The sequence below is a fragment of the Novosphingobium sp. HR1a genome (genome assembly GCF_015594425.1).
Classification (GTDB): Bacteria; Pseudomonadota; Alphaproteobacteria; order Sphingomonadales; family Sphingomonadaceae; genus Novosphingobium; species Novosphingobium resinovorum_A.
In genome coordinates, this window is the sequence record NZ_JABXWS010000051.1 from 147452 (window position 1) to 169776 (window position 22325).

Sequence of the window (22325 nt, forward strand, 5' to 3'; positions counted from 1 at the left end):
CCTTACCGCAACGTCGCGAATTCCGCGTCGATCTGGGCCCCCATCATGTCGTCGAGCAGCCCGCAGTTGCGCACCCGCTCGACCGCGCGGTCCAGTTCGAGCGCCCCCGGCGTCGCCGCGAACGCCGCCTTGAAGTCCCGCGCGATCCGGTCCGCCCAGGCCACCGAGCAGAACCGTCCGAGCATCTGCGGCAGGCGCGTCGAAACCGCCTGCCCATCCGCCCCGCCGAGCAAGGCCCCGACGTGGGACAGCGCCCAGGCGTAGCCATATTCGCGGCTGGCACTGCGCGCCATGATACCGTCGAGCAGATCGCGCCGCTCGCTCTCGCGCAGGCGCGGATCGTCGAGCGAAAGCAGCCACGCCGCCATCGCCGGAAAGCCCGTGCGCGCCGCCGCGCCAAGCGCTGCCGGGCGAAATACCGGGTCCTCCGAAGCCAGCGCCTTGTCCACCAGCGTGCGCACCGCCGCTCCATCGCGGTCGTAAAGGTACAGATCGAACGCATGGTCGAACCACGCGGGGTCAAGCGCAGCCCCATCACCCGCCAGGTAAGCCACGGCAGCCGCGCCCAGCTGCTTTCGCAGCTGCCGCCCGGCGCTGGTGCCGACGAGCGCATTGACCACCTGCACCCGCCGCTGCGCGCGTGCTGCTCCCTCATGCGCATAAACGCCGGCGCGCGGGTCGAAGCCATACTCCTTCAGAAGCGGCCCGTAGAGCTTCTCGCGCAGGAGCCGGAACCCCCGCCGTCCCGGTGCGCCGACGATGTTCTCGCGCACCAGCTTCGCCAGCGCCTTGTCGGCGGCGTCGGCGGCATGAGGATCGGGGTGCCGGATGAGCCTGCGCTCCAGCCGCGCCATCTCGCCGATGGTGCCGCGCCCCGCGCGGATCGAAGCCCAGAGCGAATCGACCAGCGCCAGTGCCTCGCCGCCCGGCAGGCGGTCGGCCCCGGCGATCAGTTCCTGCCAGTGGCCGGCGGTCAGCTCGAAGCGGTAGTAGCCGGTGCCGCCCGCGTTGGGGAACACCGGCCCCTCTCCGGGCAGCATGAAGCTCTGCGTGTGCTGGTCCATGATGAAGCAGCGGCGCGCTTCTCCCCCTTTGCCATCCCGGCGTCGCAGGCACAGCGGGATCGTCCAGCGCGTTTCGGGCGGCGCGACGCCCGCCGTGGTGTAGCGCAACTGCGTGACCATGACCCGGTCCCCGTCGCGCCGCATGGCAAGGAGCGGCACGCCCTGCTGCTCGACGAAGCTGCGCATCGCCGGCACCAGCTTGGGATTGCCCGCGACTTCGGCGAGCGCGGCGAAGAAGTCCTCGCTGGTGGCGGTGCCCCCCGCATGCGCGGCGATATACCGGCGCACACCCTCGCGGAACCGCTCGTCGCCGAGCCATGCCGCGACCATGCCAACGACGTGGCCGCCCTTGCCGTACGTGATCGCATCGAAGGCGGTTTCGATCCGGCGGCTGTCGTCGATGGACTGGTGCACCGGCCGACCGACGAGGAGTGCGTCGGTTTCCATCGCCTCGAATCCGGTGCCCAGCGCATCTCGGGCGATGCCGAGGTCCGGGCGCCAGGCGTCACCGATGCGGTAGCCGATCCAGTTGGCGAAGCTCTCGTTCAGCCACAAGTCGTCCCACCATGCCGGAGTGACGAGATCGCCGAACCACTGATGGCCGAGTTCGTGCGCCACGATCGTGCCGAAGGCGCGCTGGCGGGTGACCGGCGCCCCGGCATCCACCACCAGCAGGTCGTCGCGATAGAGCGCCGCGCCCGCGTTCTCCATGGCGCCGGGCAGGACCGGCGTGGTGATCTGGTCCAGCTTGGGGAAGGGAAAGGGCGTGCCGAAATAATCCTCCAGCAACCCGGTGATGCGGCGCGTACCGTCAAGCGCGAAAGCCAGCCTGTCGGCGTTCTGGCGGGTCGAGACGATGCGCAGGGGCAAAGACTTCGCCTCCCCCGCCAGCGAAGCGAAAGGGCCGACCATCATCGCGGCGAGGTATGTCGGCAGCGGTGCGGTAGGCGCGAAGCGGTGCACCTCCAGCCCGTTCTCGATGACCGGCGGCCCGGCTTCGGGCGCGTTGCCGATCGCGCTCAGGCCCTTGGGCGTGCGCAGGGTGAGGGTGAAGGGCGTCTTGAAGCCGGGCTGGTCGAAGCCGGGGAACGCGGCGCGGGCATCGATCGCCTCGAAATGGGACCAGACATGCCATGCGCCTTCGACCTGCTCGCGGAAAAGTCCGGCAGGTCCGTCGGCAAACGGGGCGTCGTAATCGAAGGCCAGCGTGACCGGCCCGGCGGGCAGGTCTTCCGGGAATGCGATTCGCGCGACGCCGATGGGGTCGATCTGCTGCCAGCGCCCGGCAACCGACCGGCCCTTTGCCCGCGCCATGACGCGCGACACGTCGAGCCCGCGCCCGTGCAGCACGATGGAAGAGGCCGGCGCGGCGAGCACGACGTCGATCTCGACATGCCCGGAAAAGCGCGGACGGGACGGATCGATGGTGAGGTCCAGCCGGTAGGCCGCAGGTTTGGCAGTGTCGTCGAGCCGCCCGAGCGGGACCGATTGCGCCTGCGCGGCTACGGTCATGCTGCCGAACAGAAGGGCAAGCAGCATCACGATACGTCGTCCCGGACTTGATCCGGGACCGCTGGCCGTGACCCGACCGCCGGCCAGCGCGTGCAACGCGCTTCTGCCCAAGGATCGCCACCTGTCCCGGATCAAGTCCGGGACGACGAGCCTTCGCACTATCGCATCAATCCGCCGATGAGATTGCGCGCGAACCTGCCAAGTCCGGGGAAGCCGATCGCCTTGCCCAGCGCATCACCCACCGTCCCGGCAGCGGCGCTGGCGGCCGAGGCCTTGGGGCTGGCGCGGCTCTTCTTGCCCTGCATCGTCTGCGCGAGGATCGACCCGGCGCTGGCGGCCGCAGCCCCGGCGGCGGCCTTGGCGACCTTGCCGCCGATGCCGTCCCACAGGCCGGGGCTCCTGCGCTCCTGCTTGGCGACCTCGTCGCGGCCTTTCTCCTCCACCTCCTGCGCAGTGGCGGCGGCGTCGGCGGCCTTGGCGGCGAGCACTTCCTCCGCGCTCTCGCGGTCGACGCGGGTGTCGTACTTGCCCTCGAAGGGGCTGATCGACTGGACGATCGCACGCTCCTTGTCGGTGATCGGCCCCAGCCGCGAGCGCGGCGGCGCCACCAGCGTGCGCTGCACCATCGTAGGCGCGCCCTCGTCGTCCAGCGTGGAGACCAGCGCCTCACCCACCTTCAGCTCGGTGATCGCCGCCTCGACGTCGAGCGCAGGATTGATGCGGAAGGTCTCGGCCGCCGCCTTGATCGCGCGCTTGTCACGCGGGGTGAAGGCGCGCAGCGCATGCTGGACGCGGTTGCCGAGCTGCCCGGCGATCTCCTCGGGAATGTCGATCGGGTTCTGCGTCACGAAGTAGACGCCCACGCCCTTGGAACGGACGAGGCGAACGACCTGCTCGACCTTGTCCTGCAGCGCCTTGGGCGCATCGTCGAACAGCAGGTGCGCCTCGTCGAAGAAGAACACCAGCTTGGGCTTCTCCGGATCGCCGACCTCGGGCAGCACCTCGAACAGTTCGGACAGCAGCCAGAGCAGGAACGTGGCATAGAGCTTCGGGCTGCGCATCAGCTTGTCGGCGGCAAGCACGTTGATGTAGCCGCGCCCCTGATCGTCGCACTTGATGAAATCGGCGATCTCCAGCGCGGGCTCACCGAAGAACTGCGCCGCCCCCTGGCTGTCGAGCGCGAGGAGCTGGCGCTGGATGGTGCCGACGCTCGCCTTGGACACGTTGCCGTACTTGAGGCCCAGATCGGCGGCGTTCTGCCCCACGTACGTCAGCATCGCCTGCAGATCTTCGAGGTCCAGCAGCAGCAGGCCCTGTTCGTCGGCATAGCGAAAGACGATGTTGAGCACGCCCTCCTGCGTTTCGTTGAGGTCCATCAGCCGGGCCAGCAGCAGCGGTCCCATCTCGGAGATCGTAGTGCGCACCGGATGGCCCTGCTCGCCGTAGATATCCCAGAAGACCGCGGGGTTGTCGGCGTAGGCATAGTCGGCGATGCCGATCTCCTTAGCCCGCGATTCCAGGATGGCGGCGTTCTTGAACTGCGGGCTCCCGGCCATGCACACGCCCGAGAGGTCGCCCTTCACGTCGGCCATGAACACCGGCACCCCGGCGGCGGAGAACTGCTCGGCAATGGTCTGCAGGGTCACCGTCTTGCCGGTGCCGGTCGCGCCCGCGATCAGGCCGTGGCGGTTGGCGCGGCCGAGGCGCAGCACCTGCCGCTCTCCATCGCCGCCTAGTCCGAGGAAAATCTCGTTCATCCCGTCGTCTCCAAGCCCTGTCGCACCATGGGTGTAGCGTGGCAATCGGTGCTGCGGAAGGGCCCACCCCCAACCCCTCCCGCTTGCGGGAGGGGAGCGAGACTTACGAAGCCGCAGGCGTAGTTAGTCGCAGCGGGGTGGGCACAGCGGCAAACTCCCGCTAAAGGCCCGCCCGATCCCATGACCGACCCTTTCGTCCTCCTCGATGACGCCCGCAGCGAAGACGCCGCCGATGCCCGGCTTTACCGCGGCGCCCGCGAAACCGTAGTGGCGATGCGCGGTGACGAGGTGCTGCCCGCGCTGGAGCGTCTGCAGGCCCTCTCGCGGCAGGGCCTGCATTTGGCGGGCTACATGACCTACGAGGCCGGACTGGCGCTGGAACCGCGCCTCGCCGGGCGCTTGCGGGAAACTGGCGCCCCTCTGCTGTGGTTCGGCGCCTTCGACGGATACGAGACGCTTTCTCCCTCCCAGGTCCCGCTCTGGCTGGCCGCCCGTGCCGGGCCGGAACGCCCCGCCATCGGGCCGCTGGAGCCGCAAGTCGATCTCGGCAGCTACGAACGGGCCTTCGCCGCTATCCACGGCGCGATTCAAGCGGGCGACATCTACCAGGCGAACCTCACACTGCCGCTTGCAGGCCCGTGGAGCGGCGACCCGCTGGCGCTCTACGCCGCGCTGGGCCCGCGCGCGGCGGCCGGTTACGGCGCGGTCATCCACGACGGCGCGCGCTGGCACCTCAGCTTCTCGCCGGAGCTGTTCTTCAGCCTTTCGGGCCGCGAGGCGGAAGTGCGCCCGATGAAAGGCACCCGCCCGCGCGGCCGCGATGCCGCCGGCGATGCCGCGCTGGCCGCCGATCTTGCCGCCAGCACCAAGGACCGCGCCGAGAACCTGATGATCCTCGACCTCATGCGCAACGATCTGTCGCGCGTGGCCGAGCCGGGCAGCGTCCGGGTGGAAAACCCTTTCGCGATCGAGAGCTACCCCACCGTCCACCAGATGGTCTCGACAGTGCGTGCCACGCTTCCCGAGGGGCGCGGCGGACTCGACCTTTTGCGTGCCCTGTTCCCCTGCGGCTCGATCACCGGAGCGCCCAAGATCCGCGCCATGGAACTGATCGCCGAAGCCGAGCGGACACCGCGCGGGCTTTACTGCGGTTCTATCGGTTATCTCGAACCCTCTGGCGATGCGGCTTTCAATGTGGCAATCCGCACTCTGCGTCTCGACCGTGACGGTCGCGCTGTCCTAGGGGTCGGGTCCGCCGTGGTCGCGGATTCGCAAGCGCTTCCCGAATGGCGGGAATGTCTGGTCAAAGGGGGTTTCGTGCGAGAGTCGCAAGTGCAGGTTGCCGGAGAAGTGGTGTCGCCTGCCAGCTTCGATCTGATCGAGACGATGCGCTTCACGCCCGAAGACGGCATCGCGCTGCTTGAGCCGCACCTTGAACGCATAGCTGCGAGCGCCGCGACGCTGGGCTTCGGCTTCGACCGGCATGCGGTGCGCAACGCCATCCAGGCGCTGTGTTTCGAGGCGGAAGCCGCATCGAAGCTGCGCCTTGTGGTCGGCCGGACCGGGGCATTCTCGCTCGAACTGTCCGAGTTGCCCGCTCCTCTGACGGAGCCCGCCACCGTCGCGGTACTGCGCCTGCCGGTCGACAGCGGCGACTGGCGGCTCGCCCACAAGACCACCGATCGCGGCTTCTACGACAAGGGCCTCGAAGTGGCGCGCGCGAACGGCGCGGACGAGGCGATCCTGCTGCGCGACGACGGCCTCGTCACCGAGGGTTGCTTCACCAACCTGTTCGTCGAGCGCGGCGGCATGCTGCTGACCCCGCCCGCGACGCTGGGCCTGCTGCCGGGCGTGCTGCGCCGCTCATTGCTGGATTCGGGCCGCGCGGTGGAAGCGCAGCTGACGCTGGACGATCTGGCGGGTGGGTTCTTCATCGGCAATGCCCTGCGCGGGCTGATCCCGGCGCGGCTGCTGTAAATGGTAGATGTTCGGCCTGATGGGGCTTCGACAAGCTCATCCTGAGCGGTTTTGAGAGCAGGTCTTTAAATTCCGCTCAGGCTGAGCTTGTCGAAGCCCCCGCCGGACGATGCTTTGCGATCCTCGGCTCCTGTTCTAAGAGACGCCCCACAATGCACCTGTCCACCGCCCTTTCCCGCATCGCCCCGTCACAGACCACGGCGATGACCGACCGCGCCACCCAGCTTCGCGAAGCGGGGCGCGACATTATCTCGCTCTCCGTGGGTGAGCCCGACTTCGCCACTCCGCCGCATGTGCTGGAGGCCGCCAAGGCCGCGCTCGACGGCGGCCAGACGAAATACACGCCGGTCGGCGGCACCTCGCGGCTCAAGCAGGCCGCCGCGCTGCACTTCGCGCGCGACCTCGGGATCGAGGTTCCCGTGTCGCAGGTGACCGTCAGTGCGGGCGGCAAGCAGGCGATCTTCCACGCCATGCTCGCCACGATCAGCGAGGGCGACGAGGTGATCGTCCCTGCTCCATGGTGGGTCAGCTACCCGGAAATCGTGCGCTTCGCGGGCGGAAAGGTGGTGCCGCTGCACACCCACGCCAAGGACAACTTCCGCTTCACCCCGGCCGACCTCGAAGCGCAGATCGGGCCGAATACCTTGTGGGTGCTGCTCAACAGCCCCGGCAACCCGACCGGCGCCTGCCTGCCTGCGGAAACGCTGCTCGGCATCGGCGAAGTGCTGCGCCATCATCCGCGCGTGCTGGTCCTGTCGGACGATATCTACGCGCCGATCAACTATACAGGCGGGCCGCATGCCACGCTGGCGAACCTGTGCCCGGACCTTGCCGATCGCATCCTGACCGTCTCGGGCGTCTCCAAGAGCCACGCGATGACGGGTTTCCGCATCGGCGTCGCCGCCGGGCCGGAGTGGCTGATCAAGGCGATGGAGCGACTGCAGTCGCACTCCTCGGGCAATCCCTGCTCGATCAGCCAGGCCGCCGCCGTCGCCGCGTTCGAGGGGCCGCAGGATTTCCTCGGCCAGTGGTGCGAACGCTTCCGCGCCCGGCGCGATCTGGTGGTCTCGGCGATCAACGCGATCCCCGGCCTCTCGACGCCGGTGCCCGACGGCGCCTTCTACTGCATGGTCGATGCCGCGCCGCTGATGGAGCGCTTCGGTGACGACGCCAAGCTGGCGCTGCACCTGCTGGACCACGGCGTTGCGATCGTGCCGGCCTCGGCCTTCGGCGGCAACGGCGGCTTCCGCATCAGCTTCGCGGCGGACGAGGCGAAGCTGATAGAGGCCTGCAGGCGGATTGCCGAAGCGGTGGGTTGAGGTAAGGCCCACCCCCAACCCCTCCCGCAAGCGGGAGGGGAGACGAGAATATCACCCTCTCGCTTGCGGGAGGGTCGGGAGGCTTGGTCCGAAGGGCCTAGCCGGACGGGGTGGGCAAGTACCGCTCAAGACGAAAGAAACGATGATGCAACTCGAAATCCTCTTCGAAGACGGCGAAGCGCTCGTCATCGACAAGCCTGCGGGCCTTCCGCTCGACCGTCCCCGCGCGGGCGGCCAGTGCCTGGAAGACCGGCTCGACGAACTCAAGCTCGGCTTTCACCGCGAACCCGCGCCGGTCCACCGCCTCGACCAGGACACCTCGGGCTGCCTGCTGCTGGCGCGCAACCCCAAGGCGCTCAAGCGTTTCTCCGCCGCTTTCGAGGAGCGCACGGTCGAAAAGCGTTACCTCGGCATCGTCGCGGGCGAAATCGCCGAAGACGAGGGCACGATCGCGCTCAACCTCTCCAAGGTCAGCACCGCGAAGGATGGCTGGCGCATGATCCCCGCGCGCAAGGGCAAGCCCGCCGTCACCCACTGGCGCAAGCTGGATACCCGCAACGGCCTCACCCTCGTCGAATTCCGCCCGGAAACCGGCCGCACCCACCAGATCCGCGTCCATGCCGCCTCGGGCCTCGGCTTCCCGCTGCTGGGCGATCCGGTCTACGGCACCAAGAGCGGCGCCCCGCGCACCATGCTTCACGCGTCAGGCCTGACGGTGCCGCGCGGCGGCGAGAAGGCGCCGATCGTCGCCGTAGCCCCCCTGCCCGCCGACTTCGCCGCCTTCGGCTTTGCGGACATCGCGTCCGAAGCCCCGTCCGAACCCGTGCCCGAATCTCCCGATGAATGAGCGATCTTGAGGCCACGATAGGCCGCGCGCAGGCGCTGGCGAGCGAGAGCTTCATCGCCTCCGCCGGTCCAGGCGGCCAGAACGTCAACAAAGTGGCGACGGCGGTGCAACTGCGCCTCGACGTCTATGCGCTGCGATTGATCCCGCCGGTCTTCGCGCGGCTGAAGGAACTGGCCGGCAGCCGCATGACCGCTCGCGGCGAACTGGTCTTCACCGCGCGCCGCTTCCGCACGCAGGAAGCCAACCGCGCCGACGCGCGCGAGCGGTTGGCCGAAATGCTCACCGAAGCACACAAGCTGCCCGAAAAACGCGCCAAGAGCCGCCTCAACCGCGTCGGCAAGGAGCAGCGCCTGAAAGGCAAGAAGCTGCGCGGCTCGGTCAAGGCCGGGCGCGGCAAAGTCAGCTTCGATTGATTACTGCGCAGCCTCGCTAGCCTGCGCCTCGGCAGGAGCGACGGCCTCCGCAGGCGGCCGCCGCTCATCCAGCATCGCTGCCGCCTCGTCGAGCGCGCGGGCCTCGCCCATCGTCACGCCGCCCGGACCGGGCGCGGTGTCGGACTTCGAGCAGGCGGCCAGTGCAAGCACGGCCATGGCGAGGCAGGCGGTTTTCATGCCCCGCTCATAGCCGCGAAGAGGTCAGGCGTCGATAACCCGGGTATGCGGATGATGCTTGTCGAGATGCTTGCGGATGATCTTGAGGTTGCGGCTGTTCGAGCGGAACAGGAAGTCGAACAGGTCGCCCGCCACGGGGATCGCACCGACCAGCGTATCGAACCCGACATTGGCGGTCATGCGCGCCAGCTGCCATTTCGACATGCCGAGATTACGCGCCTCCCACACGATGTAGAGGCCCATGGCGGCCGCGATCAGGTCACCTGCGACCGGCACCAGTCCGATCACGGCGTCAAGGCCGACCTCCCGGCGGATGCCCGGTACGACGAAGGCACGCTCCAGCACGCGTTCCAGCGCCTCTACCCGGCGGCGGATCGAAACGGGATCGTTGCCGAGCGGAACCTCGAAGTCCATGCGCCGTGCCGATTGCGTAACCACGTGTCTACCCGCCTCTTGTCGAACAGCGGCCTCGGGTGCCGCAGACTGCTATTTGGGAAGCCAGGCCAGCGGCATCAAGGGATGCCAGCCCCAGGGGTTCGCCGAGAACCCGTCCACACTTCCGCGAACCAGCGACCAGCGGATCGGCGTGCCGAAGGGAATGAAGACGTTGGCGCCGGTCAGTTCGGCCTCGGCCTCGGTCAGCAGCGCGGCGCGCTCTGCGGGGGTGGAAGCCGCCCCGGCCTCGGCCACCCGCGCATCGGCCTCCTGCGAGCAGAGCCCGCGGCGCGCATGACAGGACAGGCGGTTGAGATACCACGCCGCGCGCGGATAACGGGCGACGTCGTCGATCAGCGCGAGGTCGGCCCTGTCCACGTCTTTCGCCCGGTCCAGCCCGACCCCGATCGCCGCGAAATCCCCTGCGAGCCGATTGAACAGGACGGTGGCGCCCACGCCTTCGGGCAGCCAGAGGCTCAGGCGAAGGCGAGGCGTCCCCGATGCGGGCACCGATGCGGCCACCGATGCGGCCACCGATGCGGAATGCTGTTCCGCCGGCGGTTGCCACGCCCTCACGCGTGCAGCGGCGACAGCGCGGCGCTGTTCGAGAGTCTGCTCGCCCCAGCGTTCGCCGATGGTGCCGAGATCGCCATCGAGGCTGGGCGTGACGATGCGCGTGGTCGCGGCCCAGCCGCCGACGCCGAAGGGCGAGATCAGTCCCTCCCGGTCGACCGCCATGGCCAGCGCCTCGCGGTTGGCGGGCTCGGACAGGAAGCCCTTGTCGTTCATCACCTGCAGCCCGAACAGGCCGACCACCGGATCGAGCTGGATCGTCCCGCGCAGGATGCCGACCGAGCGGGTCTGCAGGAAATCCTGGATGCGTCCGCCGAGCACGAGATCGACGCTGCCGTCGTTGAAAGCCGCCACCGCCTGCGCGCCCGGCAGCGCGCGCAAGTGGATCTGCCGCGTGCGCTCCGCCCACTTGTCGATCGGCGGCATCCCCAGCTTCGCCGGATCGATCGCGCTGAGCGTCGCCATGCTGCCCGCGCGCGTCACACTCATCGGGCCGGTGCCCCGGCCCTTGCGGTAGAGGCCCAGTTCCGGCTGCGCCAGCAGCTGGAGCAGATAGGGCGTCGGCCGCGCGAGGCGGATCTCGATCACGCGCCCGGTCATCGCGCGTACTTCGTCTATGCCTGACAGATCATGCGCCAAAGGCCCGTCATCGAGCGCCTTGAGCGCGGCATTGATCGCCCGGCGCGCCGAATCGGCAGTGATCGGCTCGCCGGTGGCCCAGTTGCCGTCGCGCAGACGGAAGATGTAGCTCTGTCCGTCGTCGGTGACGATCCAGCGATCCGCGAGCGCCGGGATCACCCGCCCCGCATCGTCGAAGGCGACCAGCCCCTCCACCGTCGAGGCGCGGACCAGTACGGCTCCGGCCGAGAGATCGGAACTTTCGGAGAAGGGATCGCCGGGCTGCCCGACCACTGCGACGCCCAGCGCCGAGTTATCGTAGCCGCTGCAGGAGGCGAGCGTGAAGGCGGCCGCAACGGCCAGCACCCGCGAGGCTTGGCGCTTGGACAGCATGGAACAGGGAGTAGCCGATTTCCCGCGCCTCGCAACCGGCGCGCGGGATTTTTCCGCTTTCCCTCTCAGATCTTGCGCAGGAGCGTCGCGTCGGTCGTCGGGGCCTGGTAGTTGCGCAAGTAATCGGGGGTCATATGCTCGACCTGCCCGGCCTGGCCGGCCTGCGCGCGGGCGAGGCGCGGATCGATGTCCTCGCGGAAAGCGACGCCGAAGCGGCTTTCCTGCACCCAGGCGACCGAGCCTTCGACCCAGCCGATATTGCGGATGTTGACCGAGACGACGGTACCGCGCACGACGCGCACGTTGCCTTCGCCCATCATGCCGCCGGCCGAGAGGTTGCGCACCTTGATCCGGAAATCGCCGTCGAGACCGTCCACGCGAAGGTCAGCCATGAGGAACAGGCTGTCGCGCGCAATCTGCCGATTTTCACCTTGGTTCATGCGATCTTCGTCCGGGGCGTTTCAAAATGCACGTCACGATCGTGCCGCCAATGCGCGGCAAACTACCGTGCTTTGGCCCGTATTCCTAGCCGCCATTGGCAAACAAAGGCTTAATGTCCCGGCTCCGGACAGAGTCGGAGCCGGGTCTTGACCTTGTTTGTCGGAATCGCGGCACCGGGCCGGTGCCGCGATCCAATCAGTCGTCGCGCGAGACTTTTTCGCGGCGCTCGTGCGCTTCCTGCGCCTCGACGGTCATGGTCGCGATCGGACGCGCTTCGAGACGACCGAGGCCGATCGGCTCGCCGGTGACCTCGCAGTAGCCGTATTCGCCTTCCTCGATGCGGCGCATGGCCGAATCGATCTTGGCGATCAGCTTGCGCTGGCGGTCGCGGGTGCGCAGTTCGATACCCCAGTCGGTCTCGCTCGAGGCACGATCGTTGAGGTCGGGTTCGCGAATCGGGCCGTCCTGCAACTGCTGCAGCGTGCCTGCTGCCGCATCGAGGATCGACTTTTTCCATGCCAGAAGCAGCCGCCGGAAATAATCCTGCTGTGCCTCATTCATGTATTCTTCGTCAGGTTCGGAAATGTAGGCGCCGCCAATTGCACGCTTTGCCTTGGCGAGTACATCAATTTCGTCAGCTAGGGCCGTTGCCATCCAGAGAAACTCCGCAGTGCTTCCACAGATCGCCAACGCCCTGCAGCCCCGAATTTTTTCCGGTAACCGTACAACGATCCGCAGTTGAGGCGGCCTATAATTCCGCACTCTTGACCGCACAAGCGTATATCCGTGGCGATCCACAAAATTCTTAACGCCGTCTCCGGGTGACACAAAGTTAATCCGCAGGCGGGACCTGCTCGCAGTCGCCGTTAACCATTTCTTGATCGCCGTCGGACAGATTGGCCAAATCGAACGCAGGGGCCATTTGCAAACGATTGAGGTCCACGCGGTCACAACCCTTTTTGAAGGCACGGGGATTACGATGGAAACTGTCTGGATTAACCAGGATCTCGCCACGCCGGCCGCCGCGAACGACTTCGCAGGCGACATGGTCATCGCCGAGGCGCTGTCCGCCGCCGCGCAGGGCGATGCTTCGGCTTATTTCGATCTCGGTGTCGCATTCTCGACCGGCAGCCACGGCGCCCCTTGCGACCTCATCGAAGCGCACAAGTGGTTCAACCTCGCCGCCGTGGGCGGGCACGAGGAAGCCACCGTCTGCCGCGCTGAAGTCGCCGACGACATGACAGCCCGTGAAATCGCCGAAGCCCAGCGCCGCGCGCGCCAGTGGCTGGGCGCGACGGTCCGCAAGGCTGCCTGAGCTAGGCCTTGCGGAAGGGCGAATGCCCGCCTAGCCGGAGCTGGTCGATGGCGATCCCTGCCCGCTCCTGCTCGAGATAGTCGGCAATCGCGGCCCGCAGACCATCATGGACGATGTAGTGCGCCGAGATCGTGCGCACCGGCTCGTATCCTCGCGCCAGCTTGTGCCCGCCCTGCGCGCCCGCTTCGACACGGCCCAGGCCCAGCCGGATCGCGGCATCGATCGCCTGATAGTAGCACAGTTCGAAGTGCAGGAACGGCTTGTCGACGACGGCGCCCCAGTAGCGTCCGTACAGCGCCTCATCGCCGATGAAGTTCAGCGCGCCGGCGACGGGCTGCCCGTCGATGAAGGCCAGCACCATCAGGATGCGATCGGCCATCGTCTCGCCCAGCAGGCTGAACGCCTCACGCGTGAGATAGGGACGGCCCCATTTGCGCGCGCCGGTGTCCTGGTAGAAATCCCAGAACGCTTCCCAGTGCGTCTCGGTGATCTCATCGCCTGACAGAGCGCGAATCTCGACGCCCTCCTGCGCTTTCTCGCGCTCCTTGCGCAGGTCCTTGCGCTTGCGGGACGACAGTTGCCCGAGGAAATCGTCGAAAGTCGCGTAGCCGCGATTCTCCCAATGAAACTGAATGTCCTCGCGCAGCAGCCATCCGGCCTTCTGGAACACGGGGACCTGCGCCGGTTCGATGAAGGTCGCGTGGGCGGAGGAGAGGCCATTGTCACGGCACAGCGTCTCCGCCGCGCGCAGTAGCGGCAGCATGAGTTCGGGATGCGGTGTCAGCAGGCGCGGGCCGGTGGCCGGGGTGAAAGGCACCGCAATCTGCAGCTTGGGATAGTACGAGCCGCCGGCCCGGTGCCAGGCATCGGCCCAGGCATGGTCGAAGACGTACTCGCCCTGCGAGTGCTCCTTCAGGTAGGCCGGAAGCGCGGCGGCGAGGCTGCCGTCAGGACCGTCGATCACCAGCGGTAATGGCGTCCAGCCGCTGCGGCCGCCGACGCTGCCCGATTCCTCCATCGCAGTGAGGAAGGCGTGAGCGACGAAGGGATTCGCCCCATCGGTCAGCGCATCCCACTGATCGGCGGGCAGATCACCCACGGCGCCGAGCAGACGGGCGGTGAAGGCGCCCTCGCTCACGCGTCCCCTTCGCGAATCTCAAAAATGGCCGCGTCGGCGTAAGCGGCGGCGCGCTCGTCGTGCTCGGGCTCGCGCACGGTCCAGGTCGCGACGGGGAGGCCCCGGCCTCGCTGCGCGGCAGCGAAGCGGCTCGGCAGATCGCGCACGTCGTAGGCGAGGAAATCGGGCCGGGCATGCCACAGCGACAGGCGGCGGCGGATCTTGCCGGGCAGCGCCCGGTCCTCGCCCTCGGAAACGATGAGGCCGCGCACCGTGTGCGGCGAATGGCGCCAGTACCAGCGCGATACGCGCGGGTCGAAGCTCATGACCGCGTGGTTGCCGGTATAACCCTCCAGCACCCGGCGCACCGCCAGGCACAGCGCGGCCATGCGAACCTTGCGGTCGGACTTGATCTCGATGAGCACCGGGACCTTGCCGCCGACTTGCGCCAGAACCTGCCGCAGGGTCGGGATGGTCTCTGCCGTGCCCGTCAAAGTTATGGTGCCCAGCTGCGCCGCGCTGCGGCGCTCGGTGGGGCCGCTCTCGCCGGTCAGGCGATCGAGCGTATCGTCATGGAAGACGACCGGTTGCCCATCGCCGGAACGCTGCACGTCCAGTTCGATGCCGTTGCCTGCCGCGATGGCCCTGGCGAAGGCCGCGCGCGAGTTTTCCGGCACGCCGCTGCCGTGTAGCCCCCGATGGGCATAGTCCTGCGCCCCGATCCACGCGACCTTGCGCGGATCGGGTGCAGGCGCACGCCAGCGATCAAGCAGGGCGAACGGCAACGATGGCGTCCACTTCGACGGCGGCGCCCAGCGGCAGCACCGGCACGCCGACCGCGCTGCGCGCATGCTTGCCGGCATCGCCGAACACCGCGACCATCAGCTCGGAGGCGCCGTTGATGACCTTGGGCTGGTCGGTGAAATCGCCGGTGGAATTGACGAAACCGCCCAGCTTGACGATCCGCTCCACCCGGTCGAGCGAGCCGAGCGCGGCTTTCAGCTGCGCCAGGATCATCACGCCGCAGGCCTGTGCTGCTTCGGTGCCCGCCTCGATGGAGACATCCTCGCCCAGACGGCCGGTGACGAGCTTGCCATCGACGAAAGGCAACTGGCCGGAAACGTGGGCCAGGCCACCCGCCTCGACCACGGCAACGTACGCGGCAACCGGGGCCGCCGCCGCAGGCAGGGTCAGGCCGAGTTCGGCGAGACGGTCATCAATCTTGCTCATGGAATTCCTCTTCTTCGCGGGTCAGGCTGGGGGCCGTAAGATTGGTCAGCAGCCAGGGGAGCGCGGTCTTCCAGTCATCGATCCGCGCGTGGGCGTGGCCGAGCTGGAGAGCGCACTTGATGTTGGGGGCGATCTTCGGTTCACCGCACAAGTGCAGTCGGCGAACATGGGGGGAAACCTCGAAGACCGAGCCATGATGCTGCGACAGGTCGTCGATGAAGACCGCACGGCTGGGCTGGTACTCGTCGAGGATCGCCTGGAGCGCCGGGCCTTTCGGTCCCTGATTGGTGAAGACGCGCAGCGGCATGCCGTGTTCGATCAGCTGCGCCTCGCGCGCCTCGCGGCGGAAATCCATGAGGTTGGTGAGGACCACCACGTCGGCGTGCTCGCGGATCGCGGCGATCGCATCGACGGCGCCTTCGATCGGCGTCTGGCGGTGCATCTGCGAATCGAAGAAGCCGTTGAGCAGCGTCCACATCTCCGCCTGTTCCAGCGGCGTGTCGCTGCCGATCCGGCGCATCGACTTGTAGAACTCGCCGTTCTCGATATCGAAATGGACGCCTTCTTCCTCGGCCAGCCAGTCGCGGAAGTGCTTTATCATGTGGAGCAGCACTTCGTCGCAGTCGGTGATGAGCAGCGGTTTTGTCATGCGCCCAGCTTCCTTTGTGCGGCAACCAGCGTCTCGGGCTGAACGCCCAGCGCGTCGGCCGCGCCCAGCAGGTCCGGCTCGTGCGCGCACAGGAAATCCATCACCGCACCCAGCGTGGAGGGCTCACCCAGCGAGGCGCGCAGTTCCTCCGGCGTCAGGCCGGTGAGCGACAGGAAACGCTCGGCACGGTCCTGATCGCTCAGCACCCAGCCGAGGGCGTTCAGGGCCAGCGCCTGCGGATCGGATGGGGATGAGGGCTCTCGAAGAATTGTCAGTCTCACTCGGACGGAATAGACGGGGTATATTACCCCAGATGGTCATCAGGGCGTCGAATGGCAAAGCGAATCCTCGTTGTCGAGGACAACGATCTCAACCGGAAGCTGTTTTGCGATGTGCTCCGCAGTCAGGGCTACGCGGTGGAGCCGTGCGCCGATGGCCTCGATGCGCTCGACAAGGCGCGGCAATTCGTGCCGAATCTCGTCATCATGGACATCCAGCTCCCTAATGTCTCGGGGCTGGACCTGATCGAGGCGGCGAAGAAGGACCCCGTCCTGCGCACGATTCCCGTACTCGCGGTGACCGCTTACGCCGGCAAGGGCGACGAGGAACGCATCCGCGAGGCAGGCGCCGAAGGCTATCTGGCGAAGCCGGTTTCGATCGGCCCGTTCATGCAGGCGGTACGGGCGCTGCTGTAAGCGCGCCCTTGACATGTTACACCCGCGCCGCTTTTGCGCCGCAATTCCCGGCCAGAGAGCCGCCCGACGCTTTCGGAGTTAGATACCCATGGACCGCGCAGAGACTTCGGCCCGCATCGCCGCGCTGATCGAGCCCTTCAACAAGAAGGGCGTCGAAGTGACCGATGCCACCCGTTTCACCGACGACCTGGAATTCGACAGCCTGACGGTGATGGACTTCGTCGCCGCCATCGAGGACGAGTTCGACATCATCATCTCGATGAATGCCCAGGCCGAGATCGAGAACTACGGCCAGCTCGTCGATGCCGTGGTCAAGCTCAAGGGCTGAACGCGATGACCGAGACCGTTGAAAGCACCGATCTTTTCAGCAAGTTCGACCCGCTCATCAAGATGCGCAGCGACTTGCTCGCCACCGGCGTGACCGATCCGTTCGGGCTGGTCATGGAGCGTGTCATCTCCCCCACCGTCGCCATGTGCAACGGGCGCGAGACGATTCTGCTGGGCACGTACAACTACATGGGCATGACCTTCGACCCCGACGTGATCGCGGCGGGCAAGCAGGCGCTCGACGACTTCGGTTCCGGCACGACCGGCAGCCGGGTACTCAACGGCACCTACGCAGGCCATAAGGCGGTAGAAGAGGCGCTTTGCGACTTCTACGCCATGGACCACGCCATGGTGTTCTCGACCGGCTACCAGGCCAACCTCGGGATCATCTCGACCATCGCCGGCAAAGGCGATTACATCGTCCTCGACATCGACAGCCACGCCTCGATCTGGGACGGCTGCAAGATGGGCGACGCCGAAGTCGTGCCCTTCAAGCACAACGACATCGAGGCGATGGAAAAGCGCCTCAAGCGCATTCCCGAGGGCGCCGGCAAGCTGGTGATCCTCGAGGGCGTCTACTCGATGCTGGGCGATATCGCCCCGCTCAAGGCAATGATCGCGGTCGCCAAGAAGTACGGCGCGATGGTGCTGGTCGACGAGGCGCACTCTATGGGCTTCATCGGCCCCAACGGACGCGGCGTGGCCGAGGAGCAGGGCTGCCTCGATGACGTCGATTTCGTGATCGGCACCTTCTCCAAGTCGGTCGGCACCGTCGGCGGCTTCTGCGTCTCGAACCATCCCAAGTTCGAGATCATGCGCCTGGTCTGCCGCCCCTACGTGTTCACCGCCAGCCTGCCGCCGAGCGTCGTCGCCACCGCGACCACCTCGATTCGCAAGCTGATGACCGCCGCCGACAAGCGCGCCCACCTGTGGGACAGCTCGCGCACGCTGCACAAGGGCCTGACCGACGCGGGCTTCCAGCTCGGCACGACCGAGCCGCAGAGCGCGATCATCTCGGTCATCATGCCCGATCTGGAGCGCGGCGCGATGATGTGGGAAGCGCTGCTGCACGAGGGCCTCTACGTGAACCTCGCGCGTCCGCCGGCGACGCCTGCGAACATGACGCTGCTGCGCTGCTCGCTCTGCGCCGAGCATTCGGCGGAGCAGGTGCAGCAGATCATCGGCATGTTCACCCGCGCCGGGACTGCGGTGGGGATCATCTGATTTCCGGCTCCTCCCCCATCGGGGGAGGGGGAGCATGCGCAGCATGGTGGAGGGGCACGCGCCGCAAAGCGCTGCCCCTCCGGCCCACGTAATTCTGGCCTATGCCCCTCCACCACTCTTCGAGTGGTCCCCCTCCCCGTTCCGGGGAGGAACTGCGTCAGCTGTGAATGGCCACGTAGTCCAGGAAAGCCGTCATCCAGCCGCCAAGGAAGTCCGCCGACTGCGCGCCCACGGTGCCGTCCTCGTTCAGCAGGCCCTCCTTCCACTGCAGGAACGCCTCGGGTGCGCCCAGCGTCGGCATGTCGAGATAGGCCAGCACGTTGCGCAAGTGCTGCTGCGCCAGCGCGGTCCCGATCGCGCCCACCGACACGCCGATCACACCCGCAGGCTTGCCCGCCCAGGCGCTCTGGCCATAAGGCCGCGAGGCGTTGTCGATCGCGTTCTTGAGTACGCCCGGCATCGAGCGGTTGTATTCCGGCGTCACGAACATCACGCCGTCCGAACCTGAAACCAGCGCCTTCAGCACCTTGACGCTTTCGGCCTGGTCATCGTCGTCGTCCTGATCGTAGAGCGGCAGCGCGCCGATGTCGGCGAAGGTGAAATCATGCCCCTCGGCGGCAGGCAGGCGGATCAGCGCCTCCGCCAGCTTGCGGTTGAACGATTCGGCGCGCAGGCTGCCGACGACGACGGCGATCTTGGACATGGCTGTCTCCTCTTGCGAATGCGCCGGGTATCCACCCGCAGCATGTCAGGAGCAAGACCCCGTCAGTGGCCAGTCTATCAGTGGATCGAGATGATCCCGTCCACCGCACGCCATTCCTGCGGCCCGATCAGGTGATTGTGGGCGATACGCACCGAATGAAGCGGACCTTCGATCTCGCGCGTCCAGTAATCGAGGAAGCCCTTGAGCACGGGAAAGCGCGGTGCCACGTCGTATTGCTGAAAGGCGAAAAGCTGCAGGAAGCGGGGATGGTCGGGCAGGAAATAGTGAATCTCGACAGTCGTGAGGCCATAGCCCGCTAGCTGCCTGAGAAAATCCGCGGAAGCCTGAGAATCCACAAGACCACGAAAATCCGACGAAGCTCCAACCGGTCGACCAGCCATAGACCTCCTTCCGGCACCGCTACCTTGCGGTGCAGCAATCGCAGGATGACATAACGGTTACGGCAGTCAAGCGCTTGTAGAGGAGCGGAAAATCCCGGTGGCTTGAAGATTTACCCTCATTGGGCATCGTGCTCCCGGTCGAACGCGGTGCGGCTCGCCTCGATCGCCGGACGTGCCCGGGCGGCCCAGGCGCCCAGCGCCTGCACCGGGCCTGCGAGCGACCGACCAAGGTCGCTCAGCGCATACTCCACCCGCACCGGCACACCGACATGGACGGTACGCTCGACCAGTCCGTCCCGCTCCAGCGCGCGCAGATTGCGCGAGAGCATCTGCTGCGACACGCCCCGGATCGCGCGCTTCAACTCGTTGAAGTGCAGCGGCGCCTCGAGCAGCGTCATCACCACCAGCATCGACCACTTGTCCCCGACCCGGGCGAGAATGTCGCCGACGAGGCGGCAGTCCTTGCCGTTGGGGTCGTGGACGATCGCTTCCTGCGGGGCGGCGGCAGGCCGGTCAGCTTCGTCGAACGTAGTCAGCTTCATGGTACCAGGTCCCGAAAATATGCGCTCTTGGCGCGATCATTCCAGCAACATAGCTAGACCTGGTCACATTTCCAGACTGAGGCACCCTCCCATGAAGCTCCTCCACCTCGATTCCAGCATTCTCGGCGACAATTCGGCCAGCCGCGCCATTTCCGCCGCCATCGTATCCTCGCTGACCACGGCCGATCCCTCGCTCGAAGTCACCTACCGCGACCTCGCCGCCGAGCCGCTGGCGCACCTGACCCTCGACGTCCTCGGCAACCCCGAGGGAACGCCCGAACTGGCGCAGTTCCTCGACGCCGACGTGGTGGTGATCGGCGCGGGCTTCTACAACTTCTCGATCCCCAGCCAGCTCAAGGCCTGGATCGACCGCATCGCCATCGCCGGCAAGACCTTCCGCTATACCGCCGAAGGCCCCGTGGGCCTCGCCGGCGACAAGAAGGTCTACGTCGCGCTCGCCCGCGGCGGCTACTACGGCGAGGGCCAGCCTGCCGCCGCCTTCGAGCACGCAGAGAGCTACCTGCGCGCGGTGCTCGGCTTCATCGGCGTGACCGAGCCGACTTTCGTGCTGGCCGAAGGCATCGCCATCGACGCCGACACCCGCGCGAAGTCGGTCGCTGCCGCGATCGAGGAAGCGGGTTCGCTGGCCGTCGCGGCCTGATAGAGCACACCCCGCTGCGACTAGGACCTGCGGTCCAAGTCTCGCTCCCCTCCCGCAAGCGGGAGGGGTAGCCCAGCGCTTTTCCTCCCCCCTCCCGCTTGCGGGAGGGGGGAGGGGGTGGGCCTTCCTTCCCATCCCACGCGCATTCCATCTGGAAATCGCCGCAAACCCTTGGTAATCCGGCGACACCATGACCAACGCGCCCGAAACCGTATTCACCGATTCCCACCGCGTCTCCTGCGACGGGGCCACCGACATTCCCGGCGGAGCCGCGCTCGGCCATCCCCGCGTCTGGCTCGAAATCGACGAGAAGGGCTATGTCGAATGCGGCTACTGCGACCGCCGCTTCGTGCTCAAGGGCGGGGTTGCCGACAACGGGGCAGACCAGCAGGCCGCCTGATCCCTTCGCGGTTCTTGTCTTTCGCGCGGGGATAATGCTGCCTATATCGGCGGCATGACCATGACCGACCCGCGCTCGCTGCTCTACACCCAGCTCTCGCCCGAAGAGGCACAGGCGCTCGCCGCCGAGACGCTCAAGTCCTGCGAGGATGGCGAACTGTTCATGCAGTTCGTCGCCAGCGAGGCGTTCGGCTTCGATGACGGCCGCCTCAAGACCGCCGACTATTCGCGCGACGCGGGCTTCGGCCTGCGCGGCGTCTCGGGCGAGATGACCGGCTTCGCCCATGCCAACGAGATTTCCGCCGCCGCCATCCGCCGCGCCGGTGAAACGCTGCGCCTGCTCGATCCCGCCACCGGCATCCGCCCGGCCGCCCCGCAGCGCACCAACGCCAAGCTTTACACCGACGTCTCCCCGCTCGACCTCGTGCCCTTCGCCGAGAAGGTACGCCTGCTGGAGATGATCGACGCCGCCGCCCGCGCCCGCGACCCGCGCGTGGCGCAAGTCAGCGCCAGCCTGTCGGGCTCGTGGTCGGTGGTCGAGATCGTCCGCCCGGACGGCTACATCGCGACCGACGTGCGCCCGCTGGTGCGCCTCAACGTCTCGATCGTGGCGGAAAGCAACGGGCGGCGCGAAACCGGCTCGTTCGGCATGGGCGGCCGCTTCCTCTACGACGACCTGTTCAAGCCCGAGAACTGGAATGAGGGCATCGACACCGCCCTCGCCACCGCGCTGGTGAACCTCGAAAGCATCGACGCCCCCGCCGGTGAGTTCCCCGTGCTGCTCGGCCCCGGCTGGCCCGGCGTGATCCTGCACGAGGCGATCGGCCACGGCCTCGAAGGCGACTTCAACCGCAAGGGCACCTCGGCCTTCTCCGGCCGCATCGGCGAGCGGGTGGCCGCACCCGGCGTCACCATCGTCGACGACGGCTCGATCCCGAACCGCCGCGGCTCGCTCACCATCGACGACGAGGGCACCCCGACGCGCGAGACCGTGCTGATCGAGGACGGCATCCTCAAGGGCTACATGCAGGACCGCCTCAACGCCCGCTTGATGGGCGTCGAGCCCACCGGTAACGGCCGCCGCGAGAACTACGCCCATGCCCCGCAGGTGCGCATGACCAACACTTTCATGAAGGCCGGCAACGACAATCCGGAAGAACTGCTCGCTGGCATGAAGAAGGGCATCTTCGCCAAGAACTTCGGCGGCGGCCAGGTCGACATCGTCTCCGGCAAGTTCGTGTTCTCCTGCACCGAGGCCTACATGGTCGAGAACGGCAAGCTGGGCGCTCCGATCAAGGGCGCGACGCTGATCGGCGACGGCCCCTCGGTGCTCACCAAGGTCAAGGGCATCGGCAACGACCTCGAACTCGACCGCGGCGTCGGCGTGTGCGGCAAGGGCGGCCAGAGCGTGCCCGCCGGTGTCGGACAGCCCACCCTGCTGATCGAGGGACTGACGGTGGGCGGAACCGCCTGAGCCGAAGTATAGTCGGCGGGGCTTCGACATGCTCAGCCTGA

26 protein-coding genes are annotated in these 22325 nt (G+C 67.2%); 11 read left to right on the plus strand and 15 right to left on the minus strand.

Annotated elements, in window-relative coordinates; all coding sequences use genetic code 11:
- Positions 1–2: 2 nt before the first annotated feature.
- Positions 3–2603, minus strand: a complete 2601-nt coding sequence (locus HWN72_RS14255; protein WP_008827789.1) for a M1 family metallopeptidase — start codon at positions 2601–2603, stop codon at positions 3–5.
- A 131-nt stretch (positions 2604–2734) separates the two neighbouring features.
- Positions 2735–4333 carry a helicase HerA-like domain-containing protein gene (locus tag HWN72_RS14260; RefSeq protein WP_211150504.1) on the minus strand — a complete coding sequence of 533 codons (1599 nt, stop codon included), beginning with the start codon at positions 4331–4333 and terminating at the stop codon, positions 2735–2737.
- Positions 4334–4513: 180 nt separating this feature from the next.
- Between HWN72_RS14260 and pabB the strand changes: the two genes are divergently transcribed.
- The 4 genes from pabB to arfB all read left to right on the plus strand — a co-directional run bounded on the left by pabB (position 4514) and on the right by arfB (position 8889).
- Entirely contained in the window at positions 4514–6310 is a 1797-nt protein-coding gene (pabB, locus tag HWN72_RS14265) for an aminodeoxychorismate synthase component I (RefSeq protein WP_008827787.1), read from the plus strand.
- A gap of 152 nt (positions 6311–6462) precedes the next feature.
- On the plus strand, positions 6463–7629 hold the full coding sequence (locus HWN72_RS14270) for a pyridoxal phosphate-dependent aminotransferase (RefSeq protein WP_008827786.1): 1167 nt from the start codon (positions 6463–6465) through the stop codon (positions 7627–7629).
- Positions 7630–7774: 145 nt separating this feature from the next.
- On the plus strand, positions 7775–8476 hold the full coding sequence (locus HWN72_RS14275) for an RluA family pseudouridine synthase (RefSeq protein ID WP_202196461.1): 702 nt from the start codon (positions 7775–7777) through the stop codon (positions 8474–8476).
- Complete coding sequence (arfB, locus tag HWN72_RS14280; protein WP_008827784.1) at positions 8473–8889, plus strand: alternative ribosome rescue aminoacyl-tRNA hydrolase ArfB; 417 nt, start codon at positions 8473–8475, stop codon at positions 8887–8889. The genes HWN72_RS14275 and arfB overlap by 4 nt, the downstream gene beginning before the upstream one ends.
- On the opposite strand, the gene HWN72_RS14285 is transcribed toward arfB, so the two are convergent.
- The 5 genes from HWN72_RS14285 to dksA all read right to left on the minus strand — a co-directional run bounded on the left by HWN72_RS14285 (position 8890) and on the right by dksA (position 12201).
- Positions 8890–9087: a hypothetical protein gene (locus HWN72_RS14285; protein WP_008827783.1), complete on the minus strand. Its 198-nt coding sequence runs from the start codon at positions 9085–9087 to the stop codon at positions 8890–8892.
- 24 nt (positions 9088–9111) lie between these two features.
- Complete coding sequence (locus HWN72_RS14290; protein ID WP_008827782.1) at positions 9112–9501, minus strand: DUF4112 domain-containing protein; 390 nt, start codon at positions 9499–9501, stop codon at positions 9112–9114.
- 72 nt (positions 9502–9573) lie between these two features.
- Positions 9574–11106, minus strand: a complete 1533-nt coding sequence (locus HWN72_RS14295; RefSeq protein ID WP_008827781.1) for an ABC transporter substrate-binding protein — start codon at positions 11104–11106, stop codon at positions 9574–9576.
- A gap of 65 nt (positions 11107–11171) precedes the next feature.
- Complete coding sequence (locus HWN72_RS14300; RefSeq protein WP_008827780.1) at positions 11172–11546, minus strand: PilZ domain-containing protein; 375 nt, start codon at positions 11544–11546, stop codon at positions 11172–11174.
- Positions 11547–11742: 196 nt separating this feature from the next.
- Positions 11743–12201, minus strand: a complete 459-nt coding sequence (gene dksA, locus HWN72_RS14305; protein WP_036526871.1) for an RNA polymerase-binding protein DksA — start codon at positions 12199–12201, stop codon at positions 11743–11745.
- Positions 12202–12526: 325 nt separating this feature from the next.
- Here dksA and HWN72_RS14310 point away from each other — a divergent pair, with 325 nt between their 5' ends.
- Positions 12527–12862, plus strand: a complete 336-nt coding sequence (locus HWN72_RS14310; protein WP_008827778.1) for a hypothetical protein — start codon at positions 12527–12529, stop codon at positions 12860–12862.
- A 1-nt stretch (position 12863) separates the two neighbouring features.
- On the opposite strand, the gene HWN72_RS14315 is transcribed toward HWN72_RS14310, so the two are convergent.
- From HWN72_RS14315 to HWN72_RS14335, 5 genes are read right to left on the minus strand one after another with little or no spacing between them, the layout of a single operon-like run.
- Positions 12864–14000, minus strand: coding sequence for a GNAT family N-acetyltransferase (locus HWN72_RS14315; RefSeq protein ID WP_008827777.1), 1137 nt, complete (start codon positions 13998–14000; stop codon positions 12864–12866).
- Complete coding sequence (locus HWN72_RS14320) at positions 13997–14764, minus strand: glycerophosphodiester phosphodiesterase family protein (RefSeq protein ID WP_008827776.1); 768 nt, start codon at positions 14762–14764, stop codon at positions 13997–13999. Before HWN72_RS14320 ends, HWN72_RS14315 begins: the two co-directional genes overlap by 4 nt.
- Positions 14745–15209: a RidA family protein gene (locus tag HWN72_RS14325; protein ID WP_008827775.1), complete on the minus strand. Its 465-nt coding sequence runs from the start codon at positions 15207–15209 to the stop codon at positions 14745–14747. The genes HWN72_RS14320 and HWN72_RS14325 overlap by 20 nt, the downstream gene beginning before the upstream one ends.
- A complete protein-coding gene (locus tag HWN72_RS14330; RefSeq protein WP_008827774.1) occupies positions 15196–15858 on the minus strand; it encodes a hypothetical protein in 663 nt (220 codons plus the stop codon). Before HWN72_RS14330 ends, HWN72_RS14325 begins: the two co-directional genes overlap by 14 nt.
- A complete protein-coding gene (locus HWN72_RS14335) occupies positions 15855–16139 on the minus strand; it encodes a DUF3572 domain-containing protein (RefSeq protein WP_289357446.1) in 285 nt (94 codons plus the stop codon). Before HWN72_RS14335 ends, HWN72_RS14330 begins: the two co-directional genes overlap by 4 nt.
- A 51-nt stretch (positions 16140–16190) precedes the next feature.
- Between HWN72_RS14335 and HWN72_RS14340 the strand changes: the two genes are divergently transcribed.
- From HWN72_RS14340 to HWN72_RS14350, 3 genes are all read left to right on the plus strand, one after another.
- Positions 16191–16553, plus strand: a complete 363-nt coding sequence (locus HWN72_RS14340; RefSeq protein WP_008827772.1) for a response regulator — start codon at positions 16191–16193, stop codon at positions 16551–16553.
- Between the two features lie 88 nt (positions 16554–16641).
- Positions 16642–16881 (plus strand): acyl carrier protein, encoded by a 240-nt coding sequence (locus tag HWN72_RS14345; protein ID WP_008827771.1) that lies wholly within the window; start codon positions 16642–16644, stop codon positions 16879–16881.
- A gap of 5 nt (positions 16882–16886) precedes the next feature.
- Complete coding sequence (locus tag HWN72_RS14350) at positions 16887–18104, plus strand: aminotransferase class I/II-fold pyridoxal phosphate-dependent enzyme (protein WP_008827770.1); 1218 nt, start codon at positions 16887–16889, stop codon at positions 18102–18104.
- Positions 18105–18261: 157 nt separating this feature from the next.
- Here HWN72_RS14350 and HWN72_RS14355 read toward each other — a convergent pair whose 3' ends face one another.
- The 3 genes from HWN72_RS14355 to HWN72_RS14365 all read right to left on the minus strand — a co-directional run bounded on the left by HWN72_RS14355 (position 18262) and on the right by HWN72_RS14365 (position 19750).
- On the minus strand, positions 18262–18807 hold the full coding sequence (locus HWN72_RS14355; protein WP_008827769.1) for an NADPH-dependent FMN reductase: 546 nt from the start codon (positions 18805–18807) through the stop codon (positions 18262–18264).
- Between the two features lie 77 nt (positions 18808–18884).
- Entirely contained in the window at positions 18885–19163 is a 279-nt protein-coding gene (locus tag HWN72_RS14360; RefSeq protein WP_008827768.1) for an usg protein, read from the minus strand.
- 161 nt (positions 19164–19324) lie between these two features.
- On the minus strand, positions 19325–19750 hold the full coding sequence (locus HWN72_RS14365; RefSeq protein WP_008827767.1) for a helix-turn-helix domain-containing protein: 426 nt from the start codon (positions 19748–19750) through the stop codon (positions 19325–19327).
- Positions 19751–19841: 91 nt separating this feature from the next.
- Here HWN72_RS14365 and HWN72_RS14370 point away from each other — a divergent pair, with 91 nt between their 5' ends.
- The 3 genes from HWN72_RS14370 (at position 19842) to tldD (ending at position 22284) form a co-directional block, all read left to right on the plus strand.
- Positions 19842–20411 carry an FMN-dependent NADH-azoreductase gene (locus HWN72_RS14370; RefSeq protein ID WP_008827766.1) on the plus strand — a complete coding sequence of 190 codons (570 nt, stop codon included), beginning with the start codon at positions 19842–19844 and terminating at the stop codon, positions 20409–20411.
- 190 nt (positions 20412–20601) lie between these two features.
- Positions 20602–20811 carry a zinc-finger domain-containing protein gene (locus HWN72_RS14375; RefSeq protein ID WP_008827765.1) on the plus strand — a complete coding sequence of 70 codons (210 nt, stop codon included), beginning with the start codon at positions 20602–20604 and terminating at the stop codon, positions 20809–20811.
- 54 nt (positions 20812–20865) lie between these two features.
- Positions 20866–22284 carry a metalloprotease TldD gene (gene tldD / locus HWN72_RS14380; RefSeq protein WP_008827764.1) on the plus strand — a complete coding sequence of 473 codons (1419 nt, stop codon included), beginning with the start codon at positions 20866–20868 and terminating at the stop codon, positions 22282–22284.
- Positions 22285–22325: the final 41 nt, after the last annotated feature.

What these genes read in the sequence shown, in the direction of transcription:
- HWN72_RS14255 (WP_008827789.1), bottom strand. Translation starts at nt 2,603, where the DNA reads ATGCTGCTTGCCCTTCTGTTCGGCAGCATGACCGTAGCCGCGCAGGCG.
- HWN72_RS14260 (WP_211150504.1), bottom strand. Translation starts at nt 4,333, where the DNA reads ATGAACGAGATTTTCCTCGGACTAGGCGGCGATGGAGAGCGGCAGGTG.
- pabB (WP_008827787.1), top strand. Translation starts at nt 4,514, where the DNA reads ATGACCGACCCTTTCGTCCTCCTCGATGACGCCCGCAGCGAAGACGCC.
- HWN72_RS14270 (WP_008827786.1), top strand. Translation starts at nt 6,463, where the DNA reads ATGCACCTGTCCACCGCCCTTTCCCGCATCGCCCCGTCACAGACCACG.
- HWN72_RS14275 (WP_202196461.1), top strand. Translation starts at nt 7,775, where the DNA reads ATGCAACTCGAAATCCTCTTCGAAGACGGCGAAGCGCTCGTCATCGAC.
- arfB (WP_008827784.1), top strand. Translation starts at nt 8,473, where the DNA reads ATGAGCGATCTTGAGGCCACGATAGGCCGCGCGCAGGCGCTGGCGAGC.
- HWN72_RS14285 (WP_008827783.1), bottom strand. Translation starts at nt 9,087, where the DNA reads ATGAAAACCGCCTGCCTCGCCATGGCCGTGCTTGCACTGGCCGCCTGC.
- HWN72_RS14290 (WP_008827782.1), bottom strand. Translation starts at nt 9,501, where the DNA reads ATGGACTTCGAGGTTCCGCTCGGCAACGATCCCGTTTCGATCCGCCGC.
- HWN72_RS14295 (WP_008827781.1), bottom strand. Translation starts at nt 11,106, where the DNA reads ATGCTGTCCAAGCGCCAAGCCTCGCGGGTGCTGGCCGTTGCGGCCGCC.
- HWN72_RS14300 (WP_008827780.1), bottom strand. Translation starts at nt 11,546, where the DNA reads ATGAACCAAGGTGAAAATCGGCAGATTGCGCGCGACAGCCTGTTCCTC.
- dksA (WP_036526871.1), bottom strand. Translation starts at nt 12,201, where the DNA reads ATGGCAACGGCCCTAGCTGACGAAATTGATGTACTCGCCAAGGCAAAG.
- HWN72_RS14310 (WP_008827778.1), top strand. Translation starts at nt 12,527, where the DNA reads ATGGAAACTGTCTGGATTAACCAGGATCTCGCCACGCCGGCCGCCGCG.
- HWN72_RS14325 (WP_008827775.1), bottom strand. Translation starts at nt 15,209, where the DNA reads ATGAGCAAGATTGATGACCGTCTCGCCGAACTCGGCCTGACCCTGCCT.
- HWN72_RS14330 (WP_008827774.1), bottom strand. Translation starts at nt 15,858, where the DNA reads ATGACAAAACCGCTGCTCATCACCGACTGCGACGAAGTGCTGCTCCAC.
- HWN72_RS14340 (WP_008827772.1), top strand. Translation starts at nt 16,191, where the DNA reads ATGGCAAAGCGAATCCTCGTTGTCGAGGACAACGATCTCAACCGGAAG.
- HWN72_RS14345 (WP_008827771.1), top strand. Translation starts at nt 16,642, where the DNA reads ATGGACCGCGCAGAGACTTCGGCCCGCATCGCCGCGCTGATCGAGCCC.
- HWN72_RS14350 (WP_008827770.1), top strand. Translation starts at nt 16,887, where the DNA reads ATGACCGAGACCGTTGAAAGCACCGATCTTTTCAGCAAGTTCGACCCG.
- HWN72_RS14355 (WP_008827769.1), bottom strand. Translation starts at nt 18,807, where the DNA reads ATGTCCAAGATCGCCGTCGTCGTCGGCAGCCTGCGCGCCGAATCGTTC.
- HWN72_RS14365 (WP_008827767.1), bottom strand. Translation starts at nt 19,750, where the DNA reads ATGAAGCTGACTACGTTCGACGAAGCTGACCGGCCTGCCGCCGCCCCG.
- HWN72_RS14370 (WP_008827766.1), top strand. Translation starts at nt 19,842, where the DNA reads ATGAAGCTCCTCCACCTCGATTCCAGCATTCTCGGCGACAATTCGGCC.
- HWN72_RS14375 (WP_008827765.1), top strand. Translation starts at nt 20,602, where the DNA reads ATGACCAACGCGCCCGAAACCGTATTCACCGATTCCCACCGCGTCTCC.
- tldD (WP_008827764.1), top strand. Translation starts at nt 20,866, where the DNA reads ATGACCATGACCGACCCGCGCTCGCTGCTCTACACCCAGCTCTCGCCC.